Source organism: Latilactobacillus parasakei (genome assembly GCF_049674265.1).
Lineage (GTDB): Bacteria > Bacillota > Bacilli > Lactobacillales > Lactobacillaceae > Latilactobacillus > Latilactobacillus sakei.
Map to the genome: position 1 here is coordinate 2,224,735 of NZ_CP186861.1, position 13,996 is coordinate 2,238,730.

Sequence of the window (13,996 nt, forward strand, 5' to 3'; positions counted from 1 at the left end):
TTAGATGTCAAAAATTTTAGCAATTAATGCCGGCAGTTCAACTTTAAAATGGAAATTATTTGTAATGCCTGAAGAAAAGGTGATTGCCAAAGGGATGGTTGATCGTCTCGGCTTATCCGATTCTGTCTTCACTGTTAAATATGGTGATGGTCAAAAATATGAAATCACGCAAGATATTGAAACTCAAGATGTTGCGGTTGATTTATTACTTAAGAAGTTAATCGAATTTAAGATTATTGCTGAATATTCTGAAATTAGTGGGATTGGCCACCGGGTTGTTGCCGGGGGCGAAGATTTTAAAACATCAGCCTTGATTACTGAAGCATCATTAAAACGCATCGAAGAATTAGCCGAATATGCACCATTGCATAATCCTGCTGAAGCTGGTGTGATTCGTGCTTTCCGTAATATTTTGCCTAATGTGCCACAAGTGGCAGTCTTTGATACCTCTTTCCACACGACAATGCCCGAAGAAAACTATCTTTACAGTCTACCATTAGATTATTATCGTAAATATGGGGCTCGTAAATACGGTGCTCATGGGACTAGTCACCGTTATGTCTCACATCGTGCTGCTGAAATGTTAGGAAAACCATTAGAAGATTTGAAAATGATTACTATGCATCTTGGTAGTGGCGTTTCAATGACTGCTATCAAAGATGGTAAATCATTAGATACTTCAATGGGCTTCACACCGCTTGCTGGTGTTACAATGAGTACTCGTTCTGGCGATATCGATGCGTCATTAGTCGCTTTCTTAATGAAGAAATTAGATATCAAGGATCCAGAAGAGATGATTGATATCTTGAATAAGAAATCAGGGATTTATGGTATTTCAGGTTTATCACCTGATATGCGTGATCTTGAAAAGACAAGAGAAGAACGCCCAGAATCACAATTAGCAATCGATATTTTTGTTAACCGTTTAATCAAGTATGTTGGTTCATACGTTGCGATTATGGGTGGCTTAGATGTCTTAGTGATTACAGCTGGGATGGGTGAAGGCGATATTTTAATGCGTCAACGAATTGGCGATCGTCTTAGCTATTTCGGTGTCGAAGTTGATCCAGAACGGAATAATGTGATGGCACAAGAACGGATTATTAGTACTGATGATTCAAAAGTTAAGGTGCTCTTAGTACCTACAAATGAAGAAGTCATGATTGCCAGAGACGTTATGTCAGTTGGTCAAATTAAATAAGTTTAAAAAGTGATCAGCGTATTGCTGGTCCTTTTTTATTGGAGGTTCAAGGCAATGTCGAGTTTTACAATTTTTTATAGCATTCTAGCAATAGCTTTATTAGTCATTTGGCTAGTCGTGCAGTTTCATATGGTATATCGCGCTAAGAGTAGTCGCGTGATGCGGACCATTTTAACGGTAATTGCAATTGGGTTACTGATTGCTAGTGTTGTTGTCACGGGATCGGTAGATGATAAACTGACCGGTATTGCATCGGTCATCATTTTATTAGTGTTCGCGTTTTGGCCCAAAGGTTTCACCAAGACCATGCTGATTGCTAATTTAAATACGGTTCGTCAATTTGCCGCAATTTCTAAGATTGAGTTAAGTACCAAAGAAGCTGAAACAGTCGTTCAAGTGTTTAGTGGTCAAATTCAAATTACGACGTTAAAATTTAAATTAGAGAGTCAAACACTAGCGAATTTTCTCAAAGAACGGTTTCCTGAGAAACGATTGGTGGTTAAATCGGCGTAATCCTTTTATATTACGCGGATTTATGATAGAATATGCTATGCATATCGGGGCCGTTACGGATTCGACATGTGTAGGTGAGCGTGAATTGCACTTCGTAGGTTACGTCTGCGTTAACAACGTTACAGTTAATTATAACTGCAAACAATAACAATTCTTACGCTGTAGCTGCCTAAACACCAGCATAGCGTGATCCGCCTGACTTCACCCAAGGGTTAGATCCGGGTCTCAAATTAATTGGGTTACGTTAAATGCCGCCGTTTGAAGTGTTTAAAAGAGATTTGCAAACTAGTTAGTCCATCCGAGCCTCTGTTGAACGGCGTTTTGGGCTAGCGAATTTCTAAATAGTTCGACTATGAGTGTAGAGATTGACGTGGCAATGCGCATGGACGCGGGTTCAACCCCCGCCGGCTCCATTGGATAAAACAAGGGTTAAGCTAATTAATTAGCTTAATAAAAGGCATTTAACACTACCGTAACGGTGTTAAATGCCTTTTTTGTTGTAAAAAAATAACAGCCACAAGCGTGACTGTTACATAAATTGCTTATGCCCAACGATTTGATTTTGTTGGTAAGAGCATTAAGATGTAGAACCAGATTGTCCCGATAAGTGGTACGAACTCAATAAGGACCCACCAGCCTGAGCGGTCTGTATCGTGAAGACGACGGATTTTAACGGATAAAGTTGCGATCCATACAATGAAAACTACGATATTACGGCCCATCGAAATGCCTAAATCACCAATGTTATAAATTTCTGAGATTGGATGCCCGGTCATTGCCTGAATAATCCCAATAATAATGCCACCTAAAATATAGTTAATAATAATTGGCCACCAAAAATCGGGACGATTTGAGGTCCCCGTGAAATCAAGAATGCGTGCCCAATATCTTTGATATGATTTTACCATGATAAAAACCCCTTTCCATTAATCAGCTCTTAGCATTTTTAAACGATAAGAAAAACGCTTTGCTGTTAATAATATTATGGCATATTGCGTTTACTGATTGACAGTTTTTAGCTTGTTAAATGGCACTAAATGATAAATGAAGCGAGAATGTACAATAACCAAATGTGTATTGGGTAGAAGAAGTAGAAAAATGACTTCATACTACGCCCTTTTTGGCCGTTGTATAACACGATTGGAATGATTGCAAAAATCATCATCCATTGGGTATTGGTCGTCAATAGTCCAGTGAAAGCAAAACCTGAGTTGGCACCTGCGTTAATAACGGCAAAAACAATAATTGTCAGGCATTGCAGTAACCGATTATTGCGGAAAAGGTAAAAGAAGACACCGATATAAAGAAAAATAGAATTTTCGGCAAGTGTGATGGTTGGGATAACCATCCCAATATTAGCCGCTAACATTGCTGTTTTAGGATTAACAATTAGTAAAATCACTAGTAGTGACATGAGAATGGGGACGATGATTGCTAAAATCCCGATTGTGATTTGCTTGGCACGATGAGCGCGTATACCTGCTGTAATTTCCTGAATACCGTACATCGCTAGTACGGCGATGAATAAGTCCGTGAAAATATTGTTCGATAGGGCGATATCACCGACCGTGAAGAATTGTTGAATGAGACGATCCCCAAAACTCATTACCCAAAAGCCGATAAGTAGTTGGAGTAGGTAGCGCTTTTGATTGCGAGTGTGCGTAAAACCTTCAACTGCCATGAAGAAGAAAATCGTAGCAACTGGTCTACCGAACCAATCGACCCAGTCAGGGACTCCCGCGCCGGCGAACATTTGATGGATATGGTCAACGAACATGAGCAAGATCCCTAAAATCTTAATATCGAAATTGTTCATAATCTGATGTGATTTGACTTGCATAAAGTAACTCCCCTAAAAGATTTAATGGCTATATTATCTCATGTTTTAAGTTTGATGATAAGTATTAAATCCTGAGTGACAATTCTGTTAGATAACAAAAAAACAAAGTCCTAAAAGACTTTGCTTAATGTGTTTATTTGGCAGTTTTACTCGAACCATCTGCGTAATTTAAGGTAACACCATCTGCAACGTTAAAGATGTAAGTGTTGAATTGAATGCTATTGTCGCCAATTGATTGACCTTCCATTTGGACGCCACGCGCTAATAATTCATTCCCTCTAAAAATGGGTGTCACACGGTAACGCACGTAGCTTGAGGGGTGTTTTTTGAGGTAGGTCGCAATATCTGATTCATGAGCCAACATTTCGGGCGCATTCAATTGGCGGGTACCGGTGATGAGGTTTTTAGGGTTGTTGTTTTCACCGGTCAGTTGATAACCGATTAAATGGCTACGATTATAGAGCCAACCGGATTTTACCCGCTTATTACGCCAACCAGTCGGGTTCCAAGTAAGTCCTTCTCGTTTAGCGGTTGGCATCATGCTTTTGTTTAAGAGCGCATTGGCGGTACCAGCCCGATTTAATTGATCGAGGTTACTAAAAGTCTGCCAAGGGCCCTTTGTAGTGGCCAGATCAGCTGCGGTAAAGGTAGGCTGGTTGTTGTTGACGATAATTTCGTTATCGCCTTGATAATCTAATGTTGCCAGCTCAGAAGCGGCGTGATTTGTTGTATTAGCGATGGGGGTATTGGTTTCAGTTGCCAGTTTAGCGAGTTGCTTATTGAGCTTGTTGATCTGTCGTTGCAATTTGCTGATTTTCTTGCTAGTCTTTTTATTCTTTTGGTTAATTTTTTGCGCTTGTTGATAATCCGCAGTCCCTGAAGCTGCTTGGATCGGCTTCGGCGTGATGAGGGGGCTGCTTGCAAGGAGTAACCCGATAATGAGAGTGGTGGTTGCTTTTAATTTTGACATATTAATCCTCCCAGCCACAAAGCGTATAGCCTTGCGCTTGTGCTTCGGCCAGAGTCATCGTTGTTGTACTCGTGGCGCGTTTTAGGCCGCGACAGTTTGCATCGAGATGGTATTTTTTACCGGCGTTGGGTGCCACTGTCACCATTTCTTCAGCTTGATTAGCGGTTGTTTGGGTTGTATCGACTGTGGCGGTCGATTGCACATTACTTTCAGTAGCCGCTTCTTGTTCAGAAACCGCAATTGATAGACTACTAGCCTCTGATTTTTTGGCCGCTAGTTGTTTTTTAAGTGAGGTTGAGTTGGCGAGTGCTTCTTTTTTGGCACGTTGTCCTTCTTTTTTCGAAACGTGCTGAACCTTTGTTTTTGAAGCACTCGCCGAGTTAATAAGTGTATTAGTGGTGCCTAGGCCAATGATTGCCACAAGCAAAAATACCAGGCTCAACCAGAAGCGACGATGATAAGGGTGTTTCGTGAAATAATAAACGCTGGTGATGATACTGATGATTAAAAGAATCGTCAATAAGATTGTCATTAATTAGCCTCCAAAGCAAATGATTTAGTTAATTGTATTACGGGCTTGATTTGAACGCAATCAACCACTAAAAAAGCCTCAGTCATCAGACTAAGGCTTGTGTTTTAATTTGATTGCACTTCTAATGAAACAATTGTGCTAGTACGGTAGTATTTATCTGGATGTTCGTCGAGCGTTAACCAGTCAGCGCTGGCTAATAATCCGGCGAGGACATTAACGGGTTGGCTATCAGTTTGTTGATTGGCTTTAGCAGATTCCAAAGCTTCTTGATAGCTTCCTGAGAAAATTGCTTCTAAATAGAAGGCTTGGTCTTCATCAACGCTTAGATAACTTGTATCGTTTTTCCAAGCGTGGAAACGTGCTGTTTCCGGTAAAGTAACGGTCTCGTTATTTGAAAAAGTCATTAAAAATGTCATGGTACCACACTCCAATTCTTAAATTAAAAATCAAAATGAATCCAATCTAAGTATACCATGATTACGAAAAAAGGCCTTCTTTTTGACATTATCTACTGAAGACTCGTAAAATAAAGTTAGAATAGTGAAAGGGGAAAGAAACGATGGCAAATGAAGAACGTTTAGATAGTCTTAAAAATCAGATTGAAGGCACAGTTAAGAAGGTCGTCGAAGAAGTGACCCACGATAAATCGCAAGAAGAAGCCAAAAAAGATAAACAAAAAGCTAAAACGAATCCGGAAAAATAGTTGCTAAAGACGCTCACTAAATTAATTTTAAGTGGTCGTCTTTTTTAGTGATGTCATTTTAATGAATACTGTTCGCTTTTAAGTGGCATGCTTGGTATAATTTAAGGGATAGTCAGAGGAAGTAGGTACAATAAATGGATTACGCAGAAATGTTAGACCGGCAAAAACACATTCGTAACTTTTCGATCATCGCGCATATTGATCATGGTAAATCAACATTAGCTGATCGAATTCTTGAGATGACGGATACTATTGCCAAGCGCGATATGCAAGCGCAAGTCTTAGATGACATGGAATTAGAACGTGAACGTGGGATTACCATCAAGTTGAATGCGGTGGAATTGCACTACCATGCTAAAGATGGCGAAACTTATATTTTCCATTTAATCGATACGCCAGGGCACGTCGATTTTTCATATGAAGTGTCACGAAGTTTGGCAGCCTGCGAAGGGGCCTTATTAGTTGTTGATGCAGCGCAAGGCGTTGAAGCCCAAACATTGGCCAACGTTTATTTAGCAGTCGACGATGATCTTGAAATCGTACCGGTTATTAATAAAATTGACCTCCCATCAGCGCAACCCGATGTTGTTAAGGCTGAAATTGAAGAAATGATTGGGTTAGATGCGTCAGAAGCCGTTCTTGCCAGTGCCAAAAGTGGGATTGGGATTGAAGAAATTCTTGAAAAACTAGTGACGGATGTACCAGCCCCAACTGGTGATTTAGAAGCTCCACTTAAAGCCTTAATTTTTGATTCAAATTACGATAGTTACCGCGGGGTTGTTTTAAATATTCGAGTGGTCGATGGAACGGTTAAAGTCGGCGACAAGATTCGTTTAATGAACAGCGGTAAAGAATTTGAAGTCACAGAAGTTGGTGTGATGTCACCCAAAGCGGTTAAACGTGATTTCTTAATGGTCGGTGATGTTGGTTATATCACAGCTAGCATCAAAACAATTCAAGATACACGCGTTGGGGATACGGTCACTTTAGCTGATAATCCAGCTGATGCACCACTTGATGGTTATCGTCATATCCAACCAATGGTTTATTCAGGGATGTATCCCGTTGATAATGCGAAGTTTAATGATTTACGTGAAGCACTTGAGAAATTACAATTAAACGATGCAGCTTTAGAGTTCGAACCAGAATCATCGCAAGCTTTAGGCTTTGGGTTCCGGTGTGGTTTCTTGGGTCTGTTACACATGGATGTTGTTCAAGAACGATTGGAACGTGAATTTAATTTAGACTTGATTATGACGGCACCATCGGTTGATTACCACGTTGCCTTGACTGATGGGACTGAAGAAGTGATTGATAACCCATCAGAAATGCCAGAAACATCGAATATTTCAGAAGTTAAAGAACCATACGTCAAAGCGTCAATCATGGTCCCTAACGATTATGTTGGGGCCGTTATGGAATTAGCCCAACGTAAACGGGGCGAATTCGTGACGATGGATTATTTAGACACGTACCGGGTAAATGTGATCTACAATATGCCACTTTCTGAAATCATTTTTGATTTCTTTGATGATTTGAAATCAAACACCAAGGGTTACGCATCGTTTGATTACGAAGTGACGGGCTATCGGGCCAGCGACCTGGTTAAGATTGATATCCTCTTGAACGGCGAAGCGGTTGATGCCTTGAGTTTCATCGTGCATCGCGACTTTGCCTTTGAACGGAGCCGTGTGATTGTTGGTAAGTTGAAAGAAACGATTCCGCGTCAACAATTCGAAGTGCCAATCCAAGCCGCTATCGGGAATAAGATTATTGCCCGTTCAACTGTTAAAGCTTTCCGGAAAAACGTGCTTGCCAAGTGTTACGGTGGCGACATCACCCGGAAACGGAAACTGTTAGAAAAGCAAAAGGCTGGGAAGAAAAGAATGAAATCCGTGGGGTCGGTGGAAGTACCGCAGGAAGCCTTCATGTCCATTCTTAAGATGAACGATGAAGACAAAGCCGGTAAATAAGGATTTTTGGAAATTTAATAGTGATAAAATAGCAGTTTTGCCAACATTTTGCCAACGTCAATTTTCGTTGGTTGGCAAAACTGCTATTTTTTATGTGTTTCAAACTATTCAAGATAGTGCGCTTGCCAACATTATTCATTTTGAATTTGTTCGATCAGACTAACTGTATTTTTGCGCATTTTATGAGTAACGTGTGAGTATGTGTCCATTGTTGTACTGATTCGAGAGTGGCCAAGTCGTTCACTAACGACTTTCATTTTTTCTCCGGCTTCTAGCAGCATAGTAGCGTGAGTGTGACGTAGTGAATGGAAATTAAAATTCATATGCAATTTATCTTGAACTAGTCGTGCTTTATATTTAATCGTGTTAGGAAGCACTGGTGATCCATTTTCTTCGGTGCAAACAAAATTACTTTTATCGTAAAGGTGGCCATACCTCATTTGATTTTCCATTTGAGATTTACGTTTTCCTTTTAATTCATTAACTAGAGTCTGACCGATATCAATAGTACGGTAACTGGCTTTTGTTTTAGGACTTGCTAACTCATAAGTGCCTTTGCCGTGCTGAATCATGTTACTATCAACGGTAATAGTATTATTAACTAAGTCTATTTTGTCCCAAGTCAGGGCGCAGATTTCACCACGACGCATGCCAGTGTTAAATGCTATTACAAGCGGCATATGAAATGAGTCTGCTACCGGGAAGTAATTTAGAAGTTCTCGGTATTGATCAAGTGTAATAATTTTTAAATCTTGCTTTGTTTTCTTTGGCTGTGGTTCGTATTTTGGCATGTCTACATAAGCCATAGGGTTATCTTTTATGATTCGATAGGGGAATACAGCTTTTCTCAGTGCTTCTTTTGTGACAGTAAAGATAATTGCTACAGTGTGCTGTGCAAGCGGATTTCCTTGTTTCGTTGTTGCGTTATCAGCGATATCATCTATGAATTCTTGTAGCATTTCAGGCGATAAAGTCCGTACTCTATACTTGCCTAGCTTTGGAATAATATATTTTTTTAGAATATTCCTGTAATTTTTAACGGTATTGTATTTTAAATTACGTTCTACATAGTTAACCAACCAGTAATTAAAGTAATCGGCAACGCTCATTTTATCCAGTTTAATTTGGACGTTGCCATTCTCATATTCATCAATAGCTTTTCGAAGAGCTTTTCTAGCTTCTTTCTCGCTATATCCGCCGACACGTTCAATGCGTTTTCGTTTCCCATCAACTTGAGCGGCCTCAAATGAATAGTACCATTTATCACCGCGTTTTCTGACGTTACCTTCAGCCATAATTATCTACTCCTATCATTTTTAATTATTGAAATTGAATACAGTGTGTGCAAACGTACGTTCTTTTGATGTGTTAAATAATAGCCTATCTATATTACTTGATAGGCTATTATTCAAATTCCATTTCATTTACTGATTCTTCTAAACCTTCAACAACTTCATTTTGTTCAATGAATTGTTGCCAAGATTCGTAGGAGTCGCTTTTAATATTGAAAATCATTTTTTGGTGGATACTTTCAATAAATTCTTGAACCATCTTATCGACGGCACGATCAACTTTAGTTTCATTCCAACGTTTGGCCGGCTGGCGTTTTTGATTTTTCATATTTTGGTATTCAAGTCCTTTTTCACGGAAAGTGTCAATTGCACTTGAGTTTTGTTCTAGATAGTCTAACAGTTCTTGCTTATTCATGTGAACACTCCTTTATTTAATTAAATCCCCAGCCACGAATCGAACGCAGCTGAACTCTCCAGAGTGGGATTAACCTAACTGACCGTTAGCGTAAGCAGCAGCAATTATAATTGCAAGACCAACGATTAGCAAAAACCAACCAAATAAAGATACGGGTCTATTTGTAGTTTTATAGTTTGTTAGCCAACCGTTGACCCAGCGGGTAGTAGCGGCTAATAAGATTAGTCCTATAGATGATAAAATAATTCCAATGAACATTATTATTTGCATAAAATGCCTCCTCTTTGTTGTCGATCGACTAGCGTGCTATATGAGACAGCACATCCAACTTCTTGGCGGGAGGGGATGTGCTTTTTTGTTAAATTACAAAAGACAGTGGCGAGGGAACGTCGTCATTATCGCGTTCGATAGTGTAGACAACTTCCGCTATTATGATGGCGACAGTACCGATAAAATATAACATAACGCTCACCTACCTTTTAAATTGAATTTATGGACCTTGTAGGACTCGAACCTACGACCGGGCGGTTATGAGCCGTCTGCTCTGACCAACTGAGCTAAAGGTCCAAAACACCCCAGCCACGAATCGAACGCGGCTGTCTCACCAGAGTGGGGGAGAAGTTATTTTAATGGTTTTGGAAGAGTATCTCCAGTTTCAACATCAATTAACCAGTCCGGAGTTTCATCACCGTTTTTGATTAATCCCTTTCCTTCGTAGATACCCTTACTTTTTATAACATTTTTTAGGAACATACCATCAATATAATGGTTAGTTGCATAGTCTAATAATCTGGTTGGATCATCATATTCTTTAGAATAATCAGCGGATTTCATTCCAAAGTCTGGCATTGATGAAAGAGCAGCACTATCAAAATAAAAAGTAATGGCTGGTGATTTAGCACCGTCGTCTAGTTCATATCTTGCACCAGTAAAAATCATTCCGTTTGATGCTAACGGATTATCTCTATATTTTTGAATTGTCTGTTCAATTTCTCTTAATAGTTGCTTTTGTTCTAATTTAAAACCACCGATACCGGTGTATGCTTCATCATCTTTAATAATAAATGTTAATACACTATTTTGAATATTTGCCCCACTGAATGTATCGCTTTTAATATTTTTACTAATCTTACGCAATTTAGTCGTGTTATCAGCAGGGGCTTTTTGTTCTGTTGCTGAGCTAGAGTTTTCAGTCTGTGAAGTAACACTTGAAGACTCAGCAGTTTTCAGCACTAACCCACCGTTTGTTTGCTTGTATTCGGACAGATCAGATGAATAGTCTTTGTATTCAAATGTGGCGTCTCCAGAGATCTCTTTGTCATCTGGTATCAGGGTCATTGACGATTTAAATGATTTTTTTGTTTTTTTATCTATGCATTCATAGATAAGTTTATAAGATTTTTTCTTTTTTAATTTTTCGACATACAAAGTTGAATTTTTAAGATTAGACATTTTTATCTTAGGATTTTCTTTTTGTACGATGGCACGGGCAAATTCATAGAAATTATTTTCTTGGTCGTCGTTTAATTTGTCAACGTCAGATGATAGAAGTACGTGTCCCTCTGTTGTGTTGTAATAGGGAGCATTCACTGTCTCACCGTCATCCGTGTCTGTATTGTTATAGAAATCTAGATCACGTTTAAAACTTCGTTTCCCATCCGTAGCGTGTAAATTGATATCGAGGCTACCTTCTTTAGGGGTAACGTGAAATTTATATTTAAAGTTTTGATTTTTACGTAATTTCTTAGTTTTCACAGGGTAGTTATCGTCTAAGTCATCTTTAATGGTTACCGTTGTGTTGCGAAGTGCTTTACCTTTCAATACATAATTGCCTTTTTCGTCGGTATCAAAACCGCCAGTATCTGATTTTTTTGAAGTAATTTTGATAATATCTTTGATGGAGTCTGCCGGTTCATCAAAAAATTGAGAGATAAAGAAACTAAAAACTAAAACTCCTAGTGAAATCCATAGGTACTTTTTTGTACTTTTTTTTAAAATAAAAGTTGTAATAGCAGTCCCCACAACCGCTATTAGTGAAATATAAAATAAGTAAGCAAATAATTTATACATTAAATTACTCCTCCAAAATATGTACAGCTTTTAAAGTCGTCAGCATTTGGACAGTAGTTTAATAATTCTTAATTTCTTCTATGATAATATCTTCCAAATGAGAAGGTATTCCGAAACACTTCATAAAGTCGTAACTATTAAGCTGGTCAACTTCTTTGTCTGCCACATAGTAGGGCAGTAGCATTTTGACAGCGCCGATATTAGCTTCCAATTCAAACTTCGATTTACTTGGTGTGAAATAAAGCGGCGTTAATGATTCATCGCCATTTAATACGTGACTTATTTCATGCGCCAAGCTAAAAGCTAACTGATTCTGATTATGCCAATTTAAATTGAAGACTATGTGTCTAGTTTCTGTATCGACCGCTGAAGCTGTATATGGAGATAACACACGTAAAGCAGTTACGCCTATATTATTATCGAGTGCATAGTTGATTAGGTTTGTAATTATATGTTCCATTATTCTTTCCCCCGAAGTAGACGTTTTATTAAGTCCAAATCCTCAGGTTGAATCGGTTTACCTTCAAAAGTCATGATTGTATGTTCATCAGTTATTTCTGCTTCTTTGGTTTTTGATATACTTTTATTTTCAGTTTTTCCTAGTAAATAATCAGATGAAACTTCAAAGATATCGGATAATTTAGTAATTGTTTCAATAGGGGGTTCGCGAGTTCCTCGTTCCCACGTACCTATTGTTTTAGGCGAAACGTTGATTCTTTGGGCAAGGTCGGCTTGCGTCCAACTGTGTTCATTTCGCAAAGTCTTTAATCTATTTGGAAACATAACGTAACCTCATTTCTATATCTTAATGTGATAATACTACAAAAAGTAGTTATTTAGGGATTAAACTACAAAAAGTAGAAAATAATGTTGACATGCTACGTATTGTAGTATATTATAATTTATGTAAGCTACATAACGTAGTCGGAGGTGATAGTTTGAATAAATTAAAAAAATTACGAGAGAATAGAGAAATATCTCAAAGTCAACTAGCTTCAATCATTGGTGTATCACAGAAAACAGTGAGCGCATGGGAAGTCGGTCGGAGAAATCCTAAGCCAAGAGAGTTGCAGAAATTGGAAGATGTATTCGGAGTAGCAAAAGAAGAGATTTTTTTTAATCTTTTTAGCTACAAAATGTAGTATTTCGACAAGGAGGTGATTACATGTCACGTAAGGAAAAAATTAAAGCAATTCTTAACGCTGAACCCGATCGCAGTGAAGAGTTGCTAAATACGTTATCCGACGTTGCTCTTGATCAAATGATTTTTATTAACCAAATGATGATTGCGCGTGAGTTGAATGAAGCTTGTTTTGAATTAGCATAGTTATTTATGTCTAAATCATATGACAATCATCATTCACTATTAAGAAGGGAAATTGATAATTATGAATCAGGCCAAGTTTAATCGAAAGATTGACGTTAGTCGTGTCTTAGGGACAACGATTAAAGAAGGAAAGTTAGTTCAAAAAGAAATTGCTAAACGGATGCATGTTACACCAAGTGCAATTGCTCATTTGAAAAAGGGGGATATGCCACTTCAATTTGAAAATATTGAAGCGTTGATGAAGGCAACTGGAAAGCAAAATCAATTTCTAGCAATGCAAGTTGCTAATCAAATGGTCGGTATCACAACGCCGGTTATTGATGGCGACAAGATAATGAAAGAGCCTTTAGCTATGGCAGTCAAGACTATGCCAGAGTTGTCACAGGCGATGGCAAGTATCCAAGAATCAATGGATGAAATGACAATTCCAAGTGATCAACGTAAAGAAGAGAATTTCAAAGACCCCGAGAAACTTGTTAATGAATGTTTTGATGCTGTTTTATATCTAATGAACCTCATCGCCTATGTATGTAAGTCATTTGGATTTTCGATGCAGGACATGCTAAAGCAGAGAGTTAAACGGTGGATTATGAAGGGAATTGTGAAAGGAGCCGATTAAATGGACAATCAACAGTTTGAACGCATCACGCTAACTTATTCCCAAGCAGCAAAAAGTATGAGGATATCAGCAGACTCTATTCCGTTGTTAGTAGAAGCAGGACTGATTAAACCATTGAGATTTAAACGTCCTAAGATATCAATTTATGAACTAAAAAGGTTTGCTGTTGAGACTGCAGCAGCTGGCATTGATATTGAGGCAAAGTTAGAGCAATTACGATTAGATAAAAAAACTAAAAAAATGCAAGAAGTCGGTTAGGGGATAAGTAAATGATTAAGATTGACGGTTTTATCTTATTACTAGCATTCATCACAGTTGGCGGTCTTTGTTATGGAGCTGGCAAAATCGGATTTAAAAATCTATGGGGGTTCGATGATGACAAGTCTAATAGTAACGTTATTAAGTTTGATGGTCGCCGGTACGTACGACCTGATAGAAAGGCGCAATGAGCGCAACAAAAAAGCCGCTGATGCTGGCACATCAACGGCGAATAAAGTAGTTCGATAAAATATTAATACGGTAATTATATCATAAAAAATGA

Annotated in this window: 20 protein-coding genes, 1 tRNA gene and 1 other RNA gene; 10 read left to right on the top strand and 12 right to left on the bottom strand. The window is 38.5% G+C overall.

The features are described from left to right. Positions 1 to 4 precede the first annotated feature (4 nt). The 3 genes from ACPBEH_RS11050 to ssrA all read left to right on the top strand — a co-directional run bounded on the left by ACPBEH_RS11050 (position 5) and on the right by ssrA (position 2,130). On the top strand, positions 5 to 1,201 hold the full coding sequence (locus ACPBEH_RS11050) for an acetate/propionate family kinase (protein WP_011374993.1): 1,197 nt from the start codon (positions 5 to 7) through the stop codon (positions 1,199 to 1,201). A 54-nt stretch (positions 1,202 to 1,255) separates the two neighbouring features. Next, positions 1,256 to 1,714, top strand: coding sequence for a laaL (locus ACPBEH_RS11055; RefSeq protein WP_424349211.1), 459 nt, complete (start codon positions 1,256 to 1,258; stop codon positions 1,712 to 1,714). 46 nt (positions 1,715 to 1,760) lie between these two features. Next, positions 1,761 to 2,130, top strand: a transfer-messenger RNA (tmRNA) gene (gene ssrA, locus ACPBEH_RS11060). A 126-nt stretch (positions 2,131 to 2,256) separates the two neighbouring features. Here ssrA and ACPBEH_RS11065 read toward each other — a convergent pair. The 5 genes from ACPBEH_RS11065 to ACPBEH_RS11085 form a co-directional block, all read right to left on the bottom strand. Next, the gene (locus tag ACPBEH_RS11065) at positions 2,257 to 2,622 is read right to left on the bottom strand and encodes a DUF805 domain-containing protein (protein WP_424349212.1); all 366 of its coding nucleotides are present in this window, start codon (positions 2,620 to 2,622) and stop codon (positions 2,257 to 2,259) included. Positions 2,623 to 2,747: 125 nt separating this feature from the next. Next, positions 2,748 to 3,554, bottom strand: coding sequence for a TraX family protein (locus ACPBEH_RS11070; RefSeq protein WP_424349213.1), 807 nt, complete (start codon positions 3,552 to 3,554; stop codon positions 2,748 to 2,750). A gap of 133 nt (positions 3,555 to 3,687) precedes the next feature. Continuing rightward, positions 3,688 to 4,524 carry a DNA/RNA non-specific endonuclease gene (locus tag ACPBEH_RS11075; RefSeq protein WP_424349214.1) on the bottom strand — a complete coding sequence of 279 codons (837 nt, stop codon included), beginning with the start codon at positions 4,522 to 4,524 and terminating at the stop codon, positions 3,688 to 3,690. A gap of 1 nt (position 4,525) precedes the next feature. After that, complete coding sequence (locus ACPBEH_RS11080; RefSeq protein WP_424349215.1) at positions 4,526 to 5,056, bottom strand: hypothetical protein; 531 nt, start codon at positions 5,054 to 5,056, stop codon at positions 4,526 to 4,528. Between the two features lie 104 nt (positions 5,057 to 5,160). Beyond that, positions 5,161 to 5,472: a hypothetical protein gene (locus ACPBEH_RS11085; RefSeq protein ID WP_025016394.1), complete on the bottom strand. Its 312-nt coding sequence runs from the start codon at positions 5,470 to 5,472 to the stop codon at positions 5,161 to 5,163. A gap of 143 nt (positions 5,473 to 5,615) precedes the next feature. On the opposite strand from ACPBEH_RS11085, the gene ACPBEH_RS11090 reads away from it, so the two are divergent. Beyond that, on the top strand, positions 5,616 to 5,759 hold the full coding sequence (locus ACPBEH_RS11090) for a hypothetical protein (RefSeq protein ID WP_424349216.1): 144 nt from the start codon (positions 5,616 to 5,618) through the stop codon (positions 5,757 to 5,759). Between the two features lie 134 nt (positions 5,760 to 5,893). Then, positions 5,894 to 7,732 (top strand): translation elongation factor 4, encoded by a 1,839-nt coding sequence (lepA, locus tag ACPBEH_RS11095; protein WP_128522043.1) that lies wholly within the window; start codon positions 5,894 to 5,896, stop codon positions 7,730 to 7,732. 131 nt (positions 7,733 to 7,863) lie between these two features. Here lepA and ACPBEH_RS11100 read toward each other — a convergent pair whose 3' ends face one another. The 7 genes from ACPBEH_RS11100 to ACPBEH_RS11130 form a co-directional block, all read right to left on the bottom strand. Then, the gene (locus ACPBEH_RS11100) at positions 7,864 to 9,027 is read right to left on the bottom strand and encodes a tyrosine-type recombinase/integrase (protein ID WP_424349217.1); all 1,164 of its coding nucleotides are present in this window, start codon (positions 9,025 to 9,027) and stop codon (positions 7,864 to 7,866) included. 109 nt (positions 9,028 to 9,136) lie between these two features. Further along, positions 9,137 to 9,439, bottom strand: coding sequence for a hypothetical protein (locus tag ACPBEH_RS11105; RefSeq protein ID WP_424349218.1), 303 nt, complete (start codon positions 9,437 to 9,439; stop codon positions 9,137 to 9,139). Positions 9,440 to 9,508: 69 nt separating this feature from the next. Beyond that, positions 9,509 to 9,709, bottom strand: coding sequence for a hypothetical protein (locus ACPBEH_RS11110; RefSeq protein WP_424349219.1), 201 nt, complete (start codon positions 9,707 to 9,709; stop codon positions 9,509 to 9,511). Between the two features lie 223 nt (positions 9,710 to 9,932). Continuing rightward, positions 9,933 to 10,006 (bottom strand) — tRNA-Ile (locus ACPBEH_RS11115). Positions 10,007 to 10,060: 54 nt separating this feature from the next. After that, positions 10,061 to 11,509 carry a hypothetical protein gene (locus ACPBEH_RS11120; protein WP_424349220.1) on the bottom strand — a complete coding sequence of 483 codons (1,449 nt, stop codon included), beginning with the start codon at positions 11,507 to 11,509 and terminating at the stop codon, positions 10,061 to 10,063. 58 nt (positions 11,510 to 11,567) lie between these two features. Continuing rightward, complete coding sequence (locus tag ACPBEH_RS11125; RefSeq protein WP_424349221.1) at positions 11,568 to 11,969, bottom strand: ImmA/IrrE family metallo-endopeptidase; 402 nt, start codon at positions 11,967 to 11,969, stop codon at positions 11,568 to 11,570. Further along, positions 11,969 to 12,292: a helix-turn-helix domain-containing protein gene (locus ACPBEH_RS11130; protein ID WP_424349222.1), complete on the bottom strand. Its 324-nt coding sequence runs from the start codon at positions 12,290 to 12,292 to the stop codon at positions 11,969 to 11,971. The genes ACPBEH_RS11125 and ACPBEH_RS11130 overlap by 1 nt, the downstream gene beginning before the upstream one ends. 155 nt (positions 12,293 to 12,447) lie before the next feature. Between ACPBEH_RS11130 and ACPBEH_RS11135 the strand changes: the two genes are divergently transcribed. The 5 genes from ACPBEH_RS11135 to ACPBEH_RS11155 all read left to right on the top strand — a co-directional run bounded on the left by ACPBEH_RS11135 (position 12,448) and on the right by ACPBEH_RS11155 (position 13,904). Further along, entirely contained in the window at positions 12,448 to 12,651 is a 204-nt protein-coding gene (locus ACPBEH_RS11135) for a helix-turn-helix transcriptional regulator (RefSeq protein ID WP_424349223.1), read from the top strand. Between the two features lie 23 nt (positions 12,652 to 12,674). Then, the gene (locus tag ACPBEH_RS11140; protein WP_424349224.1) at positions 12,675 to 12,836 is read left to right on the top strand and encodes a hypothetical protein; all 162 of its coding nucleotides are present in this window, start codon (positions 12,675 to 12,677) and stop codon (positions 12,834 to 12,836) included. A gap of 61 nt (positions 12,837 to 12,897) precedes the next feature. After that, positions 12,898 to 13,455, top strand: coding sequence for a helix-turn-helix domain-containing protein (locus tag ACPBEH_RS11145; protein WP_424349225.1), 558 nt, complete (start codon positions 12,898 to 12,900; stop codon positions 13,453 to 13,455). Further along, on the top strand, positions 13,456 to 13,713 hold the full coding sequence (locus ACPBEH_RS11150; protein ID WP_424349226.1) for a hypothetical protein: 258 nt from the start codon (positions 13,456 to 13,458) through the stop codon (positions 13,711 to 13,713). 11 nt (positions 13,714 to 13,724) lie between these two features. Next, a complete protein-coding gene (locus ACPBEH_RS11155) occupies positions 13,725 to 13,904 on the top strand; it encodes a hypothetical protein (RefSeq protein ID WP_424349227.1) in 180 nt (59 codons plus the stop codon). Positions 13,905 to 13,996: the final 92 nt, after the last annotated feature.

Coding starts and splice junctions, on each gene's coding strand:
- ACPBEH_RS11050 (WP_011374993.1), top strand. CDS start 5: ATGTCAAAAATTTTAGCAATTAATGCCGGCAGTTCAACTTTAAAATGG.
- ACPBEH_RS11055 (WP_424349211.1), top strand. CDS start 1,256: ATGTCGAGTTTTACAATTTTTTATAGCATTCTAGCAATAGCTTTATTA.
- ACPBEH_RS11065 (WP_424349212.1), bottom strand. CDS start 2,622: ATGGTAAAATCATATCAAAGATATTGGGCACGCATTCTTGATTTCACG.
- ACPBEH_RS11070 (WP_424349213.1), bottom strand. CDS start 3,554: ATGCAAGTCAAATCACATCAGATTATGAACAATTTCGATATTAAGATT.
- ACPBEH_RS11075 (WP_424349214.1), bottom strand. CDS start 4,524: ATGTCAAAATTAAAAGCAACCACCACTCTCATTATCGGGTTACTCCTT.
- ACPBEH_RS11080 (WP_424349215.1), bottom strand. CDS start 5,056: ATGACAATCTTATTGACGATTCTTTTAATCATCAGTATCATCACCAGC.
- ACPBEH_RS11085 (WP_025016394.1), bottom strand. CDS start 5,472: ATGACATTTTTAATGACTTTTTCAAATAACGAGACCGTTACTTTACCG.
- ACPBEH_RS11090 (WP_424349216.1), top strand. CDS start 5,616: ATGGCAAATGAAGAACGTTTAGATAGTCTTAAAAATCAGATTGAAGGC.
- lepA (WP_128522043.1), top strand. CDS start 5,894: ATGGATTACGCAGAAATGTTAGACCGGCAAAAACACATTCGTAACTTT.
- ACPBEH_RS11100 (WP_424349217.1), bottom strand. CDS start 9,027: ATGGCTGAAGGTAACGTCAGAAAACGCGGTGATAAATGGTACTATTCA.
- ACPBEH_RS11105 (WP_424349218.1), bottom strand. CDS start 9,439: ATGAATAAGCAAGAACTGTTAGACTATCTAGAACAAAACTCAAGTGCA.
- ACPBEH_RS11110 (WP_424349219.1), bottom strand. CDS start 9,709: ATGCAAATAATAATGTTCATTGGAATTATTTTATCATCTATAGGACTA.
- ACPBEH_RS11120 (WP_424349220.1), bottom strand. CDS start 11,509: ATGTATAAATTATTTGCTTACTTATTTTATATTTCACTAATAGCGGTT.
- ACPBEH_RS11125 (WP_424349221.1), bottom strand. CDS start 11,969: ATGGAACATATAATTACAAACCTAATCAACTATGCACTCGATAATAAT.
- ACPBEH_RS11130 (WP_424349222.1), bottom strand. CDS start 12,292: ATGTTTCCAAATAGATTAAAGACTTTGCGAAATGAACACAGTTGGACG.
- ACPBEH_RS11140 (WP_424349224.1), top strand. CDS start 12,675: ATGTCACGTAAGGAAAAAATTAAAGCAATTCTTAACGCTGAACCCGAT.
- ACPBEH_RS11145 (WP_424349225.1), top strand. CDS start 12,898: ATGAATCAGGCCAAGTTTAATCGAAAGATTGACGTTAGTCGTGTCTTA.
- ACPBEH_RS11150 (WP_424349226.1), top strand. CDS start 13,456: ATGGACAATCAACAGTTTGAACGCATCACGCTAACTTATTCCCAAGCA.
- ACPBEH_RS11155 (WP_424349227.1), top strand. CDS start 13,725: ATGATTAAGATTGACGGTTTTATCTTATTACTAGCATTCATCACAGTT.